Origin of the sequence: Nocardioides antri, from assembly GCF_008373765.1 — a bacterium.
Lineage (GTDB): Bacteria > Actinomycetota > Actinomycetes > Propionibacteriales > Nocardioidaceae > Nocardioides > Nocardioides antri.
The window spans coordinates 84,040-100,207 of record NZ_VUJW01000013.1 but is presented as its reverse complement, the minus strand read 5'-3'; the positions used below and the strand labels follow the sequence as shown (position 1 = coordinate 100,207).

Below are 16,168 nucleotides of genomic sequence, written 5' to 3'. Positions count from 1 at the left end.
GAAAACCCACGACACCCACACCCAAAGCGATGCAGACGCCGCGTACAACAAGCACAACGACATAAATTGCATGACACACTGTTGAGTTCTCAAACATCACACGCGCTCGAAGTCCGGCTCGCGCCTTGCCTTCGGGGCAACCTGTGAAACTTTACCGGTGTCGGTTTGGGCCGTCAACTCCGCGAGACTGCTGTCTTGCGATGTCTTCTCGGCGCCGGTTCGCGACCGGTGTCCGGGCACACGACGAACCAGGGACCTTTGGCCTCTCGGCCCGGGTGTGGGAGCCGCGTGCTGCGACGTGGAGAAAGTTAGCAGCACCCTCCTGCCCCCTTGCAAATCGGGGGGTCGGCAGCCCGGAACCGGCGCTCAGACGCCCTCTCCGCGAGCGTGGCGACGGTACGGCGAGACGGTCTCGTCCCCCACAACCCAGAACCGCCACGGCCGCTCCGCGGCCAGCCGCAGGCCGGTCCTCGGGCCGCTCGCGATCGGTCCGGGAGGCGGGCCCGGGGTCAGGGTCACCTCACCCGTCGTCAGGTCGGTGCCGTTGTGGTCGAGACGGATGCCGAGCGCGCGACAGAGCCGGCCGGGGCCGCGGGCCAGGTCGCGGTCGGCGACGCCCGGGCGGAACGCACGCGCGACCTCGCGGCCCTCGACGACCTCGCCTGCGCGCATCAGCACCCCACTGGCGGTGCCCTCCGGCCCGACGCTCACGTTCGCGCAGGTGTGGATGCCGTGGCTCAGGTAGCAGTACAGGTGGCCGGCGGGTCCGAACATCACCCAGTTGCGGCCGGTCCGCCCACGGAAGGCGTGGGAGCCCGGGTCGTTCGCGCCGTCGTACGCCTCGACCTCGGTCAGGCGCACTGCCACCGGGCCGTGGCGCAGCACAGCACCGAGCAGCCGAGGCGCAACCTCCTCGACGGGCCCGGAGTGTAGGAGATCAGCGAGTGCGGTCACGCACTCCCTCCAGCCCGGCGCGTGCGTCGGCGACCCGGGCGCGCAGCTCCGAGAGCTGCTCGGCGACGCGCTCGGGAGCGGTGCCGCCGCGCCCGTTCCGCGACGACACCGAGCCCTCGACGGTCAGGACCGAGCGCACCGCCGGCGTCAGGTGCGGCGAGATCGCTGCGAACTCCTCGTCGGTGAGCTCGTGCAGCTCGATCCCCCGCTGCTCGCACTCCCGCACGCAGGCACCGGCGAGCTCGTGCGCGATGCGGAAAGGCACCCCTTCTCGCACGAGCCACTCCGCGATGTCCGTGGCCAGTGAGAAGCCTTGAGGCGCCAGCTCGGCCATCCGGGCAGTGTCGAACGCCAGCGTCGCGACCTGCCCCGTGAACGCCGGCAGGAGCACCTCCAGGGTGTCGATGGAGTCGAAGACCGGCTCCTTGTCCTCCTGGAGGTCGCGGTTGTAGGCCAGCGGCAGCGCCTTCAGGGTGGTCAGCAGCCCGGTCAGGTTGCCGACCAGCCGGCCCGCCTTGCCCCGGGCGAGCTCGGAGATGTCGGGGTTCTTCTTCTGCGGCATGATGCTCGACCCGGTCGACCACGAGTCGTGCAGCCTCACGAAGCCGAACTCCTTCGTCGCCCAGAGGATGACCTCCTCGGCGATCCGGCTGATGTCCACCCCGGCCTGGGCCGCGACGTAGGCGAACTCGGCCACGAAGTCCCGCGACGCTGTGCCGTCGATCGAGTTGGCGGTGGACCCGGTGAAGCCGAGCTCGCGCGCGACGAGCTCGGGGTCGAGGCCCAGGCTCTGCCCGGCCAGCGCCCCGGAGCCGTACGGCGAGTCCGACTCCACCCGTCGACGCCAGTCGGCGAGGCGGTCGACGTCGCGCAGCAGCGCCCAGGCGTGGGCCAGCAGGTGGTGGGACAGCAGCACCGGCTGGGCGTGCTGCAGGTGCGTGCGGCCGGGCATGACGGCGCCGATTCCTGGGCCCAGGTGCGTCTCGGCCTGGCCGGCGAGGGCGTCGACCAGGTCGAGCAGCAGTCCGCCGACAGCGAGCGAGTGGTCGAGCAGGTAGCAGCGGAAGAGGGTCGCGATCTGGTCGTTGCGCGAACGGCCCGCCCGGAGCTTCCCGCCGACGTCAGGACCGACCTCCTCGATCAGCAGGCGCTCCAGAGCGCCGTGGACGTCCTCGTCGGAGGGATCGGGCAGCAGGGTCCCGGCGACGAACCGCTCGGCGAGCGCGTCGAGCCCGCGGTGCAGCTCGGCCTCCTCCTCGGCCGTGAGGAGCCCGGCCGCGGCCAGCGCCTTGGCATGGGCGTGGGAGCCGGCGAGGTCGTAGAGGCCGAGCCGCCAGTCGAAGTGGGTCGACCGCGAGAGCGCCTCCAGCTCGGGCGAAGGGCCGCCGACGAACCGGCCGCCCCAGAGCTTGCCGGTGTTGGTGGCCTCGTCGGCGGTCATGCGGCTCCCTCCCGGACGTGCGCGATCGCGGCCCGCATGTGGTCGATCAGGCGCGGGTCCACCGCGCCACCCTGGCTGTCGAGCTCGTCCGGTGTCCACCACCGGGCGTCGAAGATCGACTGCGACTCCATCAGGTCGAGGCCCTCGAAGGACACCGGCGTCTCGTCGAGCGCGACGGCGAACAGGGTCGAGTCGTTGACGTAGTCGCGGCCGTCCCAGGAGAACTCCACCTCGTAGGTGCCGAAGGGCTCCCCGAGGTCGGCGGGCTCGACCACGATGCCGGTCTCCTCGCGGAGCTCCCGGGCACCGGCCTCGGCCAACGTCTCGTCCTCGTCGGTGGCGCCGCCGATGGTGAACCAGTACTGGGTCTCCGGAAGCGCGGGATCGCACCCGAGCAGCAGGAGGACCCGGCCCTCGGGGGCGACGGGCAGCACCCGCGCAACGGTCCGGCGGGTGGGTTCGTGGTGCATCAGTCGGTCCCCAGCTCCATGGCGGCCTCCTCGAGCAGGGCCTCCTCCTCGCCCGTCAGGTCCGGGTTGGCCGTGATCTGCTCGGCACCGCCGGCCTCGATCTCGCCGTAGAGAACGCCGTTCTCGACGGCGACCAGGCCCTGGTGGATGGGCTGGTCGGCGTACTGCTCCAGCTTGGCGCGGGAGTCGGCGATGTCGAGGTTGCGCATGGTGAGCTGGCCGATCCGGTCGGTGGGACCGAAGACGGCGTTCTCGGTGCGCTCCATCGACAGCTTGTCCGGGTGGTAGGAGAAGGCGGGGCCCTCGGTGCGGAGGACCGTGTAGTCCTCGCCGCGGCGCAGCCGCAGCGTGACCTCGCCGGTCACCAGCGAGGCGATCCAGCGCTGGATCGACTCGCGGAGCATGAACGCCTGCGGGTCCAGCCACCGGCCCTCGTAGAGCAGCCGACCGAGGCGGCGGCCGCTGGAGTGGTAGTTCTCGATCGTGTCCTCGTTGTGGATCGCGTTGAGCAGCCGCTCGTAGGCGATCCACAGCAGGGCCATGCCGGGCGCCTCGTAGATGCCGCGGGACTTGGCCTCGATGATCCGGTTCTCGATCTGGTCGGACATGCCCAGCCCGTGCCGGCCGCCGACCGCATTGGCCTCCAGGACGAGGTCGACCTCGGCGTTGGCGCCCGAGAACCGCCGGCCGTTGATGGCCACGGGGCGACCCGCCTCGAACGCGACCGTCACGTCCTCGGGCGCGATGTCGACCGAGGGGTCCCAGAACTTCACGCCCATGATCGGCTCGACCGTCTCCAGCGAGACGTCGAGGTGCTCGAGGGTCTTGGCCTCGTGGGTGGCGCCCCAGATGTTGGCGTCGGTGGAGTAGGCCTTCTCCTTGCTGTCCCGGTAGGGCAGGTCGTGCTCGGTGAGCCACTGGCTCATCTCCGCGCGGCCACCGAGCTCGGAGACGAACTCCGGGTCGAGCCACGGCTTGTAGATCCGCAGCTCGGGGTTCGCCAGCAGGCCGTAGCGGTAGAACCGCTCGATGTCGTTGCCCTTGAAGGTGGAGCCGTCGCCCCAGATGTCGACGCCGTCCTCATGCATGGCGCGGACCAGCATGGTGCCGGTGACGGCACGGCCCAGCGGCGTGGTGTTGAAGTAGGCGCGGCCGCCGGAGCGGATGTGGAAGGCGCCGCAGGCCATCGCGGCCAGCCCCTCCTCGACGAGCTCGCGCCGGCAGTCGACGGCGCGGGCGATCTCGGCGCCGTACTCGCGGGCCCGGGCGGGCACGCCGGAGATGTCGGGCTCGTCGTACTGCCCGATGTCGGCGGTGTAGGTGCACGGCACGGCGCCCTTGTCGCGCATCCAGGCCACGGCGACGGAGGTGTCGAGGCCGCCGGAGAAGGCGATACCGACGCGCTCACCCTTCGGGAGGGTGGTGAGGACCTTGGACAACTCAGTGGTTCCTTTCGGCAAGGGCGGTGAACTTGTGGGCGAGGGCGTTGCCCCCCGCAGGGTCGCGACCGATCACCAGGACGGTGTCGTCGCCGGCGATGGAGCCGAGCACGTCGGGCAGGTCGACCTTGTCGATCGCGCTCGCCAAGAACTGGGCGGCTCCCGGCGGCGTGCGGAGGACGACGAGGTTGGCGCTGGCCTCCGCGCTCACGAGCAGCTCGGCACACAGGCGGGTCAGCCGGTGGAAGGAGGCGGCGCTCTCGCCGTGGACGGGGGTCCGGTCGCCGCCCTCGGCGGGTACGGCGTAGACGAGCGCTCCCGACGCCAGGCGGATCTTGACCGCGTCGAGCTCCACCAGGTCGCGGCTCAGCGTGGCCTGGGTGACGTGCACTCCCCTGCTGGCGAGCAGCTCGGCGAGCTCGGTCTGGGAGCGGACCTCGCGGCTCCCGAGGAGGTCGATGATCAGCTGCTGCCGGGCGCTCTTGGTGACCGGGGTCAGCGCGCGCTCACTCATGTCGTCGCGCCTCGAGCCAGGCCAGGATGGCCTTCTGCGCGTGCCGACGGTTCTCCGCCTCGTCCCAGACGACGCTCTGCGGCCCGTCCAGCACGTCGGCGGCGATCTCGGAGCCGCGGTAGGCCGGCAGGCAGTGCAGCACGATCGCGTCGGGCTTCGCGTGGGCCATCAGCTCGGAGGTGACGGAGTACGGCGCGAAGGTCGCCCGTCGTGCCTCGGCCTCCTCCTCCTTGCCCATCGAGACCCAGGTGTCCGTCACGACGACGTCGGCGCCATCCACGGCTGCGATCGGGTCGTCGGTGACGGTCGAGGAGCCGTAGGCCGGCGCGAAGCCGTCCGGGCACCCGAACCTCACCTCCATCGCCGCGATCGCACCGGCCAGTGCCCAGGAGTTGCCCATGTTGCAGGCCGCGTCACCGAGGAACGCCACCTTCAGCCCGGCCAGGGCGCCCTTGTGCTCCTGGATGGTCAGCAGGTCGGCGAGCAGCTGGCACGGGTGGAACTCGTCGGTCAGCGCATTGACGACCGGCACGCCGGCGTAGGCCGCCATTTCGTCGATCCGGCTCTGCTCGTAGGTGCGCCAGACGATGGCCGACGCCTGGCGGCCGAGGACCCGCGCGACGTCGGCGACGGACTCCCGGTTGCCGATGCCGGCCAGCTTCCCCTCGACGAGGAGCGGGTGCCCGCCGAGCTCGGCGATGCCGGCGGCGAAGGAGGCCTGGGTCCGCAGCGTGGGCTTGTCGAAGATCATCGCGACCGTCTGCGGGCCCGCGAACGGCTGGTGGTCGAACGGCTTCGCCTTCATCGCAGCCGCGAGCGCCAGCACCTCGGACTGCTCGGCCGGGCTCAGGTCGTCGTCACGGAGGAAGTGCCTCATGCGATTTCCTTTCCGACGCCTGCGGCATCGAGGATGGCCGGCCACGCCGCGAGGAACGCGTCGGAGTCGGCGTCGGTCAGCACCAGCGGTGGCGCCAGCCGGATCCGCTCCGGCGTCGGCGCGTTGACGATGTAGCCCGCGTCCTGGGCAGCGGCGGCGACCTCGGCCGCCTTCGGCTCCGCCAGGTCGAGCCCGATCAGGAGGCCGGCGCCGCGGACCTCGGTCACCCGCGGGTCGGCTGCGAGAAGTTGGCGGATCCGCGCGCCCAGCCGGGACACGTGCTCGAGCAGGCCGTCGTCCTCGATGACGTCGATCACGGCCAGCGCCGCCGCGGCGGCGACCGGGTTGCCCCCGAACGTCGTGCCGTGGTTGCCGGGGTCGAAGAGCTTGCCCGACCCGCCGGTCGCGATGCACGCGCCGATCGGGATGCCGCCGGCGAGGCCCTTGGCGAGGGTCACGATGTCCGGCACGACCCGGTCGCTGACCAGGTCGGGGTGCTGGTGGGCGAACCAAGTGCCCGTCCGGCCGACCCCGGTCTGCACCTCGTCGAGCCAGAGCAGCGCGCCGTGCTCGTGGGCGATCCGCTGCGCGGAGGGTAGGTAGTCGACCGGGGGTACGACGACGCCGGCCTCTCCCTGGATCGGCTCGACCAGCACGGCGGCGGTCCGGTCGTCGACGGCCGCCTCGAGGGCGGCGACGTCGCCGTACGGGACGAAGACCACGTCACCGGGCAGCGGCTCGAACGGCTCGCGGTAGGCGAGCTTGGACGTCAGCGCGAGGGCGCCCATGGTCCGGCCATGAAATGACCCAGCAGCCGCCACGATCTTGGTGCGGCCGGTGCGGCGGGTGAGCTTGAACGCCGCCTCGTTGGCCTCGGCACCGGAGTTCGTGAAGAACACCTTCGTCTCGCGGGTCTCGACAGGCTCGACCAGCAAGGTGCCGAGCCGCTCGGCCAGCTCGATCTGGGGTGCGCTGGCGAAGAAGTTCGAGATGTGGCCGAGCGTGCCGAGCTGCTCGGTCACGGCGGCGGTCAGTCGCGGGTGGGCGTGCCCCAGCGCGTTGACGGCGATGCCGCCGAGGAGGTCGACGTACTCCCGGCCGTCGGCGTCCCACACGTGGGCGCCCTTGCCGCGGGTCAGCACGAGCTTGGGCGGGCCGAAGGTGTTCATCAGCGCGTCGGCGTAGCGCTCGGTCCAGTGGGACGTGATGCTCATGCCTCGACCTCCCGAGCCTTCCGGGTCTTCGTGGTCACGCCCGGCAAAACCTGGGTGCCGACGCCCTCGTCGGTGAACAGCTCGAGGAGCACGGCGTGCGGCTCCCGCCCGTCGACGACGGTGGCCCGCTGCACTCCCCCCTTCACCGCCTGCAGGCAGGCGCCCATCTTGGGGATCATCCCGCTCGCAAGGGTCGGGAGGATCTCCTCCAGCGCCTCGGGGCCGATCTCGCCGATGACCTCCTCGGGGTCCGGCCAGTCGAGGTAGAGCCCCTCGACGTCGGTGAGGACGAGCAGCTTCTCGGCGCCGAGGGCGATCGCCAGGGCGGCCGCGGCGGAGTCCGCGTTGACGTTGTGGACGATGCCGTCGACGTCGGGGGCGACGCTCGAGACGACCGGGATCCGGCCGGCCTCGATCAGGTCGCGGACCGCCTCGGGGCGGACCTGGGCGACCTCGCCGACCAGGCCGAGGTCGACCTCCTCGCCGTCGACGACCGTGTTCGCCGCCTCGGCGGTGAACAGGCCGGCGTCCTCGCCGGACAGGCCGACGGCGAGCGGGCCGTGCTCGTTGATCAGCCCGACCAGCTCCCGCTGCACCTGGCCCACGAGCACCATCCGGACGACGTCCATCGCCTCGGGGGTGGTCACCCGCAGGCCGCCGCGGAACTCCGACTCGATGCCGAGCCGGTTGAGCATCTGGGAGATCTGCGGGCCGCCGCCGTGCACGACGACCGGCTTGAAGCCGGCGAACCGGAGGAACGCGATGTCCTCGGCGAACGCCGTCTTGAGGTCGGGGTCGGTCATGGCGTTGCCGCCGTACTTCACCACGACGACCTTGCCGTGGTAGGCCTTCAGCCACGGCAGCGCCGCGGCCAGGGTGGAGGCCTTCTTGGGGTCCGGCCGGCCGGGGTTGTGGAACGTCGTCTCGATCACGATGTCGTTGGCCCCATCAGTGCTGTGGTCGGTCATGAGCTGTAGGCGCTGTTCTCGTGGACGTAGGCGTGGGTCAGGTCGTTGGTCCAGACGGTCGCCTCGGCGTCACCGGCCTTGAGGTCGATGGTCACCGTGACCTTGCGCGGCTTCAGGTCGATGCCGGCGGGGTCCTCGGCCGGGCCGGAGTTCCGGCACACCCAGACGCCGTTCATCGCCACGTCGAGGTCGGCCGGGTCGAACGCGGCCTTCGTCGTGCCGATCGACGCCAGGACCCGCCCCCAGTTGGGGTCGTTGCCGAAGATCGCGGCCTTGAACAGGTTGCTCCGGGCGACGCTGCGGCAGACCTCGACCGCCTCGTCCTCGGTCGCTGCGTTGACGGCGGTGATCGCGATCTCGTGGTCCGCGCCCTCGGCGTCGGCCAGCAGCTGCATCGCCAGCGACATGCAGACCTCGGTCAGCGCCGCTGTGAACTCCTCCGGGCTCGGCGTGACCCCGCTCGCGCCGCTCGCCATCACCGTCACCGTGTCGTTGGTCGACATGCAGCCGTCGGAGTCGAGCCGGTCGAAGCTGACCCGGGTGGACGCGCGCAGCGCCGCGTCGAGCTCCGCAGCGGGGACGACCGCGTCGGTGGTGATGACGACGAGCATCGTGGCGAGCTGGGGCGCGAGCATGCCGGCGCCCTTGGCCATCCCGCCGATCGACCACCCGTCGCGGGCCACCACGACCTGCTTGCTGACCGAGTCGGTGGTCATGATCGCGTGCGCCGCGTCGTCTCCCCCGTCGGCGTCCAGTGCGGCGTGTACGGCGTCGACGCCCGCCAGCAGGGTCGGCCGGTCGTTGCGCAGGCCGATCAGTCCGGTCGAGCAGACGACCACGTCGATGGCCCCGATGCCGAGGTTCGCGGCGACCCGCTCGGCGACCTCGTGGGTGGTCTGGAAGCCCTCGGCGCCGGTGTAGCAGTTGGCGCCGCCGGAGTTGAGGACGACCGCCTTGACCACGCCGTCCTTGACGGCCTGCTCGCTCCAGAGCACCGGGTTGGCCTTGCAGCGGTTGGCGGTGAAGACGCTGGCGGAGTCGAAGTGCGGGCCCTGGTTGACGATCAGGGCAAGATCCAGGTTGCCGTTGGCCTTGAGGCCGCAGTGCACGCCGGCGGCGGTGAAGCCGGCAGGGGTGGTGACGCTCATGGTGGGTTTGTTCCTTCGGTGACGATCAGACGACGGGGGCGGCGGGACCTACCTCGTGCCCCGATCGTCGCCACGCTTCCTCGGCCCGGTCCGCGTCGTTCTTCGGCACCAGGATCCAGTCGGTGTCGAAGGTGGACAGCGCGAACACGCTCACCCCGGCCTCCGCGAGCGGGGTCAGCAGGGCGACCAGCACGCCGGTGACACCGGAGGCGAGGTCGAAGTCGCCCGAGTCCTCCTCCGGCACCACGGCGAACGCCGTGTAGGGCTTGTGGTGCCGCGCCTTGCCCGGGACGCTGCGGGCTGCGCACACGAGGGAGGTCTCCGCCGCGGTGGCCGTGATCGAGAAGATCGACGAGGACTCGGCCCAGGTCGGGATCTCGGCACCGGGGCCGAGCCTGACGACGGCGAGGCTCTCCGGATAGCGGGCGAGGGTGTAGCTCATGGTGCGACTCCGACTGCCGAGAGGCCCGTGGTCTCGTCGTACCCGAGCGCGAGGTTGAGGCACTGGACGGCCGCACCCGCGGTGCCCTTCGCCAGGTTGTCGACGGCGCCGACCGCCACCAGCCGGCCGGCCACCTCGTCGACCGTCACCTGCAGGTGCACGGCGTTGGATCCGACCACGGACTTGGTCTGCGGCCACTGGCCGGGCGGGAGGACGTGCACGAACGGTTCGTCGGCGTAGGCCTTGACGTAGGTCGCGTAGGCCTCCTCGGCCGTCACCGGGCCGGCCAGGGGCGCCGAGCAGGTGGCGAGGATCCCCCGCGGCATCGGGACCAGGAGCGGCGTGAAGCTGACCCGCACGGGCCCGTCGGTGAGGCCTCCGAGGTTCTGGGTGATCTCCGGGGTGTGCCGGTGGGCGCCGCCGACGCCGTACGCCGACACGTTGCCCATCACCTCGCTGCCGAGCAGGTGCGGCTTCGCGGCCTTTCCGGCGCCGCTGGTGCCGGACGCGGCGACCACGACGACGTCGGGCTGGACCAGTCCGGCCGCGACCGCCGGGGCCAGGGTGAGCGTCGAGACCGTCGGGTAGCAGCCGGGCACCGCGACGCGCTTCGCGCCGGCGAGGCGCTCCCGCTGGCCCGGCAGCTCGGGCAGCCCGTACGGCCAGGTGCCGGCGTGCGGCGAGCCGTAGAACCGCTCCCAGTCGGCCGGGTCGGTGAGCCGGAAGTCTGCGCCGCAGTCGATGACCACGACGCCATCGTCCAGGTCGCCCAGCTGCGCCGCGAGCGGCCCGGACTGGCCGTGGGGCAGCCCCAGCACGACGACGTCGTGCCCGGCCAGCGTCTCCACCGAGGTCTCCTCGAGCACGCGCTCCGCGAGCGGGGTGAGGTGGGGCTGGAGGGAGCCGAGCTTCTCCCCTGCGTTGCTGCCCGCCGTCAGCGCGCCGATTTCGACGAACGGGTGCGCGAGCAGGAGCCGCAGCACCTCGCCCCCGGCGTACCCGCTGGCGCCGGCGACGGCGACCTTGACCCGTTCCATGTGCATGACTATACAGAAGTCTGCATGTACTCACGCATCGGGCCCCTAAACCGGTCGCCCCTGTCGCCGCCCCACCGTAGCGTCCCCGCCGTGACCCGTCTCTCGCACGTCGACTACCTCGCCCACCTCCGCCGCGACTCGGCCCGGTTCCGGGAGGTGCTCGCCACCTGCGACCCCGAGGCACGCGTCCCCGCCTGTCCCGACTGGTCCGCCGCCGACCTGCTCTGGCACCTCGGCGAGGTGCAGTGGTTCTGGTCCCAGGTGATCTCCCACCGCCCGGCCGGGCCACCCGAGGACGACGCCCACCCGGAGCGGCCGGGCGACCACGGCGGACTGCTCGCGTTCTTCGACCGGTCGTCCGCGGACCTCACCGCCGCGCTCGCCGCCGCCGATCCCGCGGAGCCGGCCTGGTCGTGGGCCGACGACCAGCAGACCGTCGGCTTCACTTTCCGGCGACAGGCCCACGAGGCGCTCATCCACCGTCTCGACGCCGAGCAGGCGGCCGGCGTGGTCACTCCCCTCGATCCCACGCTCGCCGCCGACGGCGTCGCGGAACTGGTCGAGGTGATGTACGGCGGCGAGCCGCCCGCGTGGGGACGGTTCGAGCCCGGCGAGGGGCAGGTCGCGATCGAGCTCACCGACGTCGGCACCACGATCCGGGTGAGTCCCGGGATGTTCTTCGGCACCGACCCCGACTCGGGCCGCAGCTACGACGGTCCGCACCTGCTCGTCGTCCCTGCCGAGGGTGAGCCCACCGCCACCGTCCGCGGCACGGCGTCTGCGGTCGACACCTGGATCTGGAAGCGCAACGGCGACGCCGAGATCACCTGGACCGGCGACGCCGGACCGCGCGAGCGCTTCCTCGCGGCCATCGGCAGTGCACTGAACTGAGACCGGCTGCCCTAACCTCACACGCGTGATCCAGCGACTCGCGATATTTCTCGGTTCTCGCGACGGCTCCGAACCCCGCTTCGCCGAGCAGGCGTACGACGTCGGCGCACAGCTCGCCACCCGCGGCATCGAGCTCGTCTACGGCGGGGGTGGCTCCGGCCTCATGGGACGGCTCTCCCAGGGTGTGCTCGACGGCGGTGGTCGCGTCTACGGCGTCATCCCGCGGTTCATGGTCGAGCGCGAGTGGGGTCGGCTGCACGAGCCGGGCGTGCAGATGCACGTCGTCGACACGATGCACGAGCGCAAGGCGATGATGACCGAGCGGGCCGAGGCGTTCCTGACACTGCCGGGCGGGCTCGGCACCCTGGAGGAGCTGTTCGAGGTCTGGACGTGGCAGACCTTGAGCCTGCACTCGAAGCCGGTCGGGCTGCTCAACACCGACGGCTTCTGGGACCCATTGGTGGACACGCTCCGGAGGCTCGCCGACAACGGGTTCATGGACAGGAGCACGGTCGACGGGCTGGTCGTCGGGGCCGACCTCGACGCCGCGCTGGCCGGGCTCGACGCCCAGGTGCGGTGAGTCAGCGGGTGCCCCACACGGGGATCCCGACCTCGCCGGGAGGCGGGTTCGGGACGACGACCGGGTTCGCGGGGTCGTCGAGCGACACCAGGCCCAGCACCTCGGTGCCGGACGCGTCCTTGAGGGTCACGCCGATGGCGTCACCCGCCGGCGCCCAGACCGGATGGGCGAAGGGACCCTCGTCGACCAGGACGGGGTCGCTGCCGTCGGCGTTGACCGTGTAGATCGCGCCCTCCTCGGCGTCGCTCGGCGACACCAGGAGGAGGAGCCGGCCCGCTGCCTGCGACCAGTCGATGTGGCTGAGGTGTCCGGGGATGTCGATGGGGAGCTGCTCGCCGCTGCCGCCCTCGATGTCGGTCCTCCAGAACGTCGAGTCGGTGGCGTCGTCATCGACGCCGTAGACGAACTCGGTGTCGGAGATCCAGGTCGGCGAGCCCGTCACGTCGGCGTTGTCCACCACCGGCCCTTCGACGCCGCTGCCGTCGGCGTTGGCCAGCCAGATCCCGTCCGACTCCCCGTCGCCCCCCGGATCGCACAGCACGGCCAGCCGGGCCCCGTCCGGACTCCAAGCCGGACGGCCCGCCCGCGCGCAGGGGCCGTCTTCGGCGAACAGCGGCCGCCCGTTGCGCGTGGCGAGGTCGACGACCATCACGACCGAGGGGGACTGCCCGACCTGGTAGGTCATGACGCTGCGGTCGGGTGAGATGGTCGGCAGCCGCGCGTCGACGCCGTCGGGCGTCACGGGCTCCGCTTCACCCGTGAACGCGTCGACCGCGAAGACCCGGGACACGTCGCCCTCGACGTAGGGGACGAGCATCACGCTCTCGGGGACGACGCGCGGGTCCGGTCCACCCGTCCCGTCACCGACCGGGCTGTCCGAGGTCGCGGTGTCATCGCCCTGCCCGGGTTCTTCGCCGGATCGCAGGAGGATGACGCCGGCGGCGACGAGGCCACCGAGGATGAGGGCGACCAGGACGACCAGCAGGAACATCCCGGCCCGGCTCGGGCGCTGCTCCGGGATCACCGGCGGCACCGGGCCGCGGCCGTAGTCGGTGCCGGCGGGCTGGACCGCGACCGTCGGCGATGGCGGTGGTGCGGGCTGCGACTCCACCGTCGGTGAGGGCGGCGGGGGCGGCTGCGCCGGCTGGGACTCGACCGGGACGGGCGGGTCCTCGAGGGTCGGCGTCGCCGGGATCCCGCCGGTCGTGGAGACCGGGGCCGCCGGTCCCGGAGCCACGTCGGGGACGGGCGCGGGCGGGCGGCCGTGCGGCCCGGTCGGCGGGGCCGGCGCGGGCATGGTGCCGGCATCGGAACGGAAGGTGCGCACCAGCGACTCGTCGACCTTGCCGACGGCGAAGCACAGCGCGGCGATGGCCCAGCACGAGCGCGTCGGGTCGTCGGTGCCGCGGTCACGGGCCAGGGCCGCCCCGGCCTCACGGACGGCGGCCTCCGGAGCGGCGCCGTGGTTCATGACGTCGAGCGCCCGCCGCAGCGCGCCGAGGCGGACCGCGTCGACCAGCAGGTTCAGCTCCCCGAGGGTCGCCTCGTCCTCCGCCAGGAAGTCGTCGAGCGCACCCCGGAGCTCCTCGGCCTCGTCGACCACTCCGGCGCCCCGCACGGACACCAGCTCACGGAGGGAGTCGTGGAGCGCCATGGCGCACATCCTGTCAGGCCGCGCCCGGCACCGTCAGGTTCTCTGGACCGCGCCGGTCAGCTCCGCGGCCCGCGCCACGGCTGCGTCGCGGGCGGCGCTGGTCTCGGACTCGGTCAGCGTCCGGTCGGGCGCCCGGAAGCGCAGCGCGAACGCGAGCGACTTGCTGCCCTCCCCGATCTGGGCGCCGGTGTAGACGTCGAACAGCCGGACCGACTCGAGCAGCTCACCCGCGCCCTCGCGGAGCGCGGCCTCGACGGCCGCGGCCGGCACGTCGTCGGCGACGACGAGGGCGACGTCCTCCTTGGCGAGCGGGAACGACGAGAACGCCGGGCCGGGCACCACGTCGGCCGCGTGCGCCATCAGCGCGTCCAGGTCGAGCTCGAGCGCGGCACTGCGCGGCGGGAGGCCGAGCTCGGCGCACACCTGCGGGTGCAGCTCGCCCGCATGACCCAGCTCCACGGGGGTCCCTGAGCCTGTCGAAGGGTCCACCACGAGCACGGCGCACCGCCCCGGGTGCCACGGCATCCGGTTGGCCTGGCGCGGCTCGACCGTGACACCCAGCTCCGCGCCGAGCAGGCGGACCAGCCCGATCGCGTCCGCCCAACCGGCGTCGCGGCCCTCGCCCCACCAGCCCGCACGCTCGCGCTCGCCCGCGAGGACGACCGCCAGGTGGAGCGGCTGCCGCGGCAGCGCCTCGAACAGCTTCTCCAGCTCGGCCGGGTCAGGTCGACGGTCGACACCGTAGATGGGCGCGGGGCCGCGGTCGACCGGGAAGGCGACCGTGCCGGTCTCGAAGAGAGCGACACCCGGCGCGCCGCGACCGATGTTGCGGGCGGCGGCCTTGATGACGCCGGGCAGCAGGGTCGTCGTGTAGGCCGGCTCCTCGGCCGACAGCGGGTTCGCGAGCGGGACCGTGCGGCGTCGTACGTCGTCGGCCGGCAGGCCGAGCGCGTCGAAGGTCGCGTCACCGGCGAACGGGAAGCTCACCACCTCGACGCAGCCGGCGCCGGCGAGCGTCCGGCCGATGCGGCGGCGCAGCCGCTGGGTGCGGCTGAGCCCGCGTCCGGCGGCCTCGCGCGGCAGCACCGACGGCACCTGGTCGTAGCCGACGATGCGGACGACCTCCTCGACCAGGTCGAACGGGTCGGTGATGTCGGGTCGCCACGGCGGCGGGGTCACGGTGAGCCCGTCGGCATCGGCATCGACCGTGGCGCCGATGGCCTGGAGGTTGTCGACCACGGTCTCGGGGGCGATGTCGATGCCGCTCACCCGGGCCGGCAGGTCGTCACTGATCTTGATCGACGCCCGCTCTGGTGGGCTGCCGACGACGGTCACGCCTGGGCCGGCGGTGCCGCCGCCGAGCTCGACGAGCAGCTCGACCACCCGGTCGGCGGCGGCCGGGCAGATGGTCGGGTCGACGCCGCGCTCGTTGCGCTTGCCGGCCTCGGAGCTGACCTTGTGGCGCTTGCCGGTGCGGAACATCGAGACCGCGTCCCAGTGCGCCGCCTCGACGAGCACGTTGGTGGTGGCCCTGGACATCTCCGTGGTCTCACCACCCATGACGCCGCCGAGCCCGATGATCCCGGAGTCGTCGGTGACGACGAGGTCCTCGGGAGAGAGGGTCCGCTCGTTGCCGTCGAGGGTGGTCATCCGCTCCCCCTCGACCGCGCGCCGGACCCGGATCGGGCCCTGCAGCTTGTCGAGGTCGTAGCCGTGGATCGGACGGCCGGTCTCGAGCATCACGTAGTTGGTGATGTCGACCGCGAGCGAGATGGGGCGCATGCCGGCATGGGTGATCCGCTCGACCATCCAGCCCGGGGTCGACGCGGACGGGTCGAACCCGGTCACGGTCCGGGCGACGAAGACCGGACAGCCGACCGGGTCGTCGACGACGACCGGGTAGCCCTCGGCATTGGGCTCCGGGACGTCCCGCAACGCGGGATCACGGTACGGCGCAGCGAAGGCCAGCGCCGCCTCACGGGCGATGCCGCGCATCGACAGCCCGTAGGCGCGGTCCGGGTTGATCTCGAACTCGATGACCTCCTCGCGGAGGCCGAGCACCTCGAAGGCGTCGTCTCCGGGCTTCCCGGCGTCCGCCGGCAGCACGATGATCCCCTCGTGGTCGTCGCCCAGTCCCAGCTCGCGCGCGGAGCAGATCATGCCGGCCGAGACGTGGCCGTAGGTCTTGCGCGCGGAGATCTCGAAGCCACCCGGCAGCACCCCGCCCGGCAGCACGACGACCACCAGGTCGCCCGGCTGGAAGTTGTGGGCGCCGCAGACGATGCCCTGGGGATCACCCGACCCGTTGGCGTCACCGACGTCGACCGTGCACCAGTTGATGGTCTTGCCGTTCTTCTGCGGCTCGGGGTCCATCGTGAGCACCTGCCCGACCACGAGCGGGCCGGTGATGGCGTCGGCAGCGCTGTGGATCGCCTCGAGCTTGAGCCCGAGGTCGGTCAGTCGGTCGGTGAGCTGCTCGGTCGTGACGTCCGCCGGCAGGTCGACGTACTCCTTGATCCAGGAGACGGGTGCCTTCATG

At 72.1% G+C, this 16,168-nt stretch carries 15 protein-coding genes; 2 read left to right on the top strand and 13 right to left on the bottom strand.

Annotated elements, in window-relative coordinates:
* Positions 1 to 366: 366 nt before the first annotated feature.
* From F0U47_RS19635 to argC, 11 genes are read right to left on the bottom strand one after another with little or no spacing between them, the layout of a single operon-like run.
* Positions 367 to 954 carry a DNA-3-methyladenine glycosylase gene (locus F0U47_RS19635; RefSeq protein ID WP_149752178.1) on the bottom strand — a complete coding sequence of 196 codons (588 nt, stop codon included), beginning with the start codon at positions 952 to 954 and terminating at the stop codon, positions 367 to 369.
* Complete coding sequence (gene argH / locus F0U47_RS19630; protein ID WP_149752177.1) at positions 938 to 2,395, bottom strand: argininosuccinate lyase; 1,458 nt, start codon at positions 2,393 to 2,395, stop codon at positions 938 to 940. The genes F0U47_RS19635 and argH overlap by 17 nt, the downstream gene beginning before the upstream one ends.
* Complete coding sequence (locus F0U47_RS19625; RefSeq protein ID WP_149752176.1) at positions 2,392 to 2,865, bottom strand: NUDIX hydrolase; 474 nt, start codon at positions 2,863 to 2,865, stop codon at positions 2,392 to 2,394. The genes argH and F0U47_RS19625 overlap by 4 nt, the downstream gene beginning before the upstream one ends.
* Entirely contained in the window at positions 2,865 to 4,304 is a 1,440-nt protein-coding gene (gene argG, locus F0U47_RS19620; RefSeq protein WP_149752175.1) for an argininosuccinate synthase, read from the bottom strand. Before argG ends, F0U47_RS19625 begins: the two co-directional genes overlap by 1 nt.
* Position 4,305: 1 nt before the next feature.
* A complete protein-coding gene (locus F0U47_RS19615) occupies positions 4,306 to 4,818 on the bottom strand; it encodes an arginine repressor (RefSeq protein WP_149752174.1) in 513 nt (170 codons plus the stop codon).
* The gene (gene argF / locus F0U47_RS19610) at positions 4,811 to 5,695 is read right to left on the bottom strand and encodes an ornithine carbamoyltransferase (RefSeq protein WP_149752173.1); all 885 of its coding nucleotides are present in this window, start codon (positions 5,693 to 5,695) and stop codon (positions 4,811 to 4,813) included. The genes F0U47_RS19615 and argF overlap by 8 nt, the downstream gene beginning before the upstream one ends.
* The gene (locus F0U47_RS19605; protein ID WP_188111438.1) at positions 5,692 to 6,909 is read right to left on the bottom strand and encodes an acetylornithine transaminase; all 1,218 of its coding nucleotides are present in this window, start codon (positions 6,907 to 6,909) and stop codon (positions 5,692 to 5,694) included. The genes argF and F0U47_RS19605 overlap by 4 nt, the downstream gene beginning before the upstream one ends.
* Positions 6,906 to 7,877, bottom strand: coding sequence for an acetylglutamate kinase (gene argB / locus F0U47_RS19600; RefSeq protein WP_149752172.1), 972 nt, complete (start codon positions 7,875 to 7,877; stop codon positions 6,906 to 6,908). Before argB ends, F0U47_RS19605 begins: the two co-directional genes overlap by 4 nt.
* Positions 7,874 to 9,025 (bottom strand): bifunctional glutamate N-acetyltransferase/amino-acid acetyltransferase ArgJ, encoded by a 1,152-nt coding sequence (gene argJ / locus F0U47_RS19595; RefSeq protein ID WP_149752171.1) that lies wholly within the window; start codon positions 9,023 to 9,025, stop codon positions 7,874 to 7,876. The genes argB and argJ overlap by 4 nt, the downstream gene beginning before the upstream one ends.
* Before the next feature lie 25 nt (positions 9,026 to 9,050).
* Entirely contained in the window at positions 9,051 to 9,467 is a 417-nt protein-coding gene (locus tag F0U47_RS19590; RefSeq protein WP_149752170.1) for an ACT domain-containing protein, read from the bottom strand.
* On the bottom strand, positions 9,464 to 10,510 hold the full coding sequence (argC, locus tag F0U47_RS19585; protein ID WP_149752169.1) for an N-acetyl-gamma-glutamyl-phosphate reductase: 1,047 nt from the start codon (positions 10,508 to 10,510) through the stop codon (positions 9,464 to 9,466). Before argC ends, F0U47_RS19590 begins: the two co-directional genes overlap by 4 nt.
* 84 nt (positions 10,511 to 10,594) lie before the next feature.
* Here argC and F0U47_RS19580 point away from each other — a divergent pair, with 84 nt between their 5' ends.
* Positions 10,595 to 11,395: a maleylpyruvate isomerase family mycothiol-dependent enzyme gene (locus F0U47_RS19580; protein ID WP_149752168.1), complete on the top strand. Its 801-nt coding sequence runs from the start codon at positions 10,595 to 10,597 to the stop codon at positions 11,393 to 11,395.
* A 25-nt stretch (positions 11,396 to 11,420) separates the two neighbouring features.
* Positions 11,421 to 11,975, top strand: coding sequence for an LOG family protein (locus F0U47_RS19575; protein WP_149752167.1), 555 nt, complete (start codon positions 11,421 to 11,423; stop codon positions 11,973 to 11,975).
* Between the two features lies 1 nt (position 11,976).
* On the opposite strand, the gene F0U47_RS19570 is transcribed toward F0U47_RS19575, so the two are convergent.
* Together F0U47_RS19570 and pheT are read right to left on the bottom strand one after the other, a co-directional pair.
* Positions 11,977 to 13,629 (bottom strand): TolB family protein, encoded by a 1,653-nt coding sequence (locus F0U47_RS19570; RefSeq protein WP_149752166.1) that lies wholly within the window; start codon positions 13,627 to 13,629, stop codon positions 11,977 to 11,979.
* A gap of 33 nt (positions 13,630 to 13,662) precedes the next feature.
* The gene (gene pheT, locus F0U47_RS19565) at positions 13,663 to 16,167 is read right to left on the bottom strand and encodes a phenylalanine--tRNA ligase subunit beta (protein WP_149752165.1); all 2,505 of its coding nucleotides are present in this window, start codon (positions 16,165 to 16,167) and stop codon (positions 13,663 to 13,665) included.
* Position 16,168 lies beyond the last annotated feature (1 nt).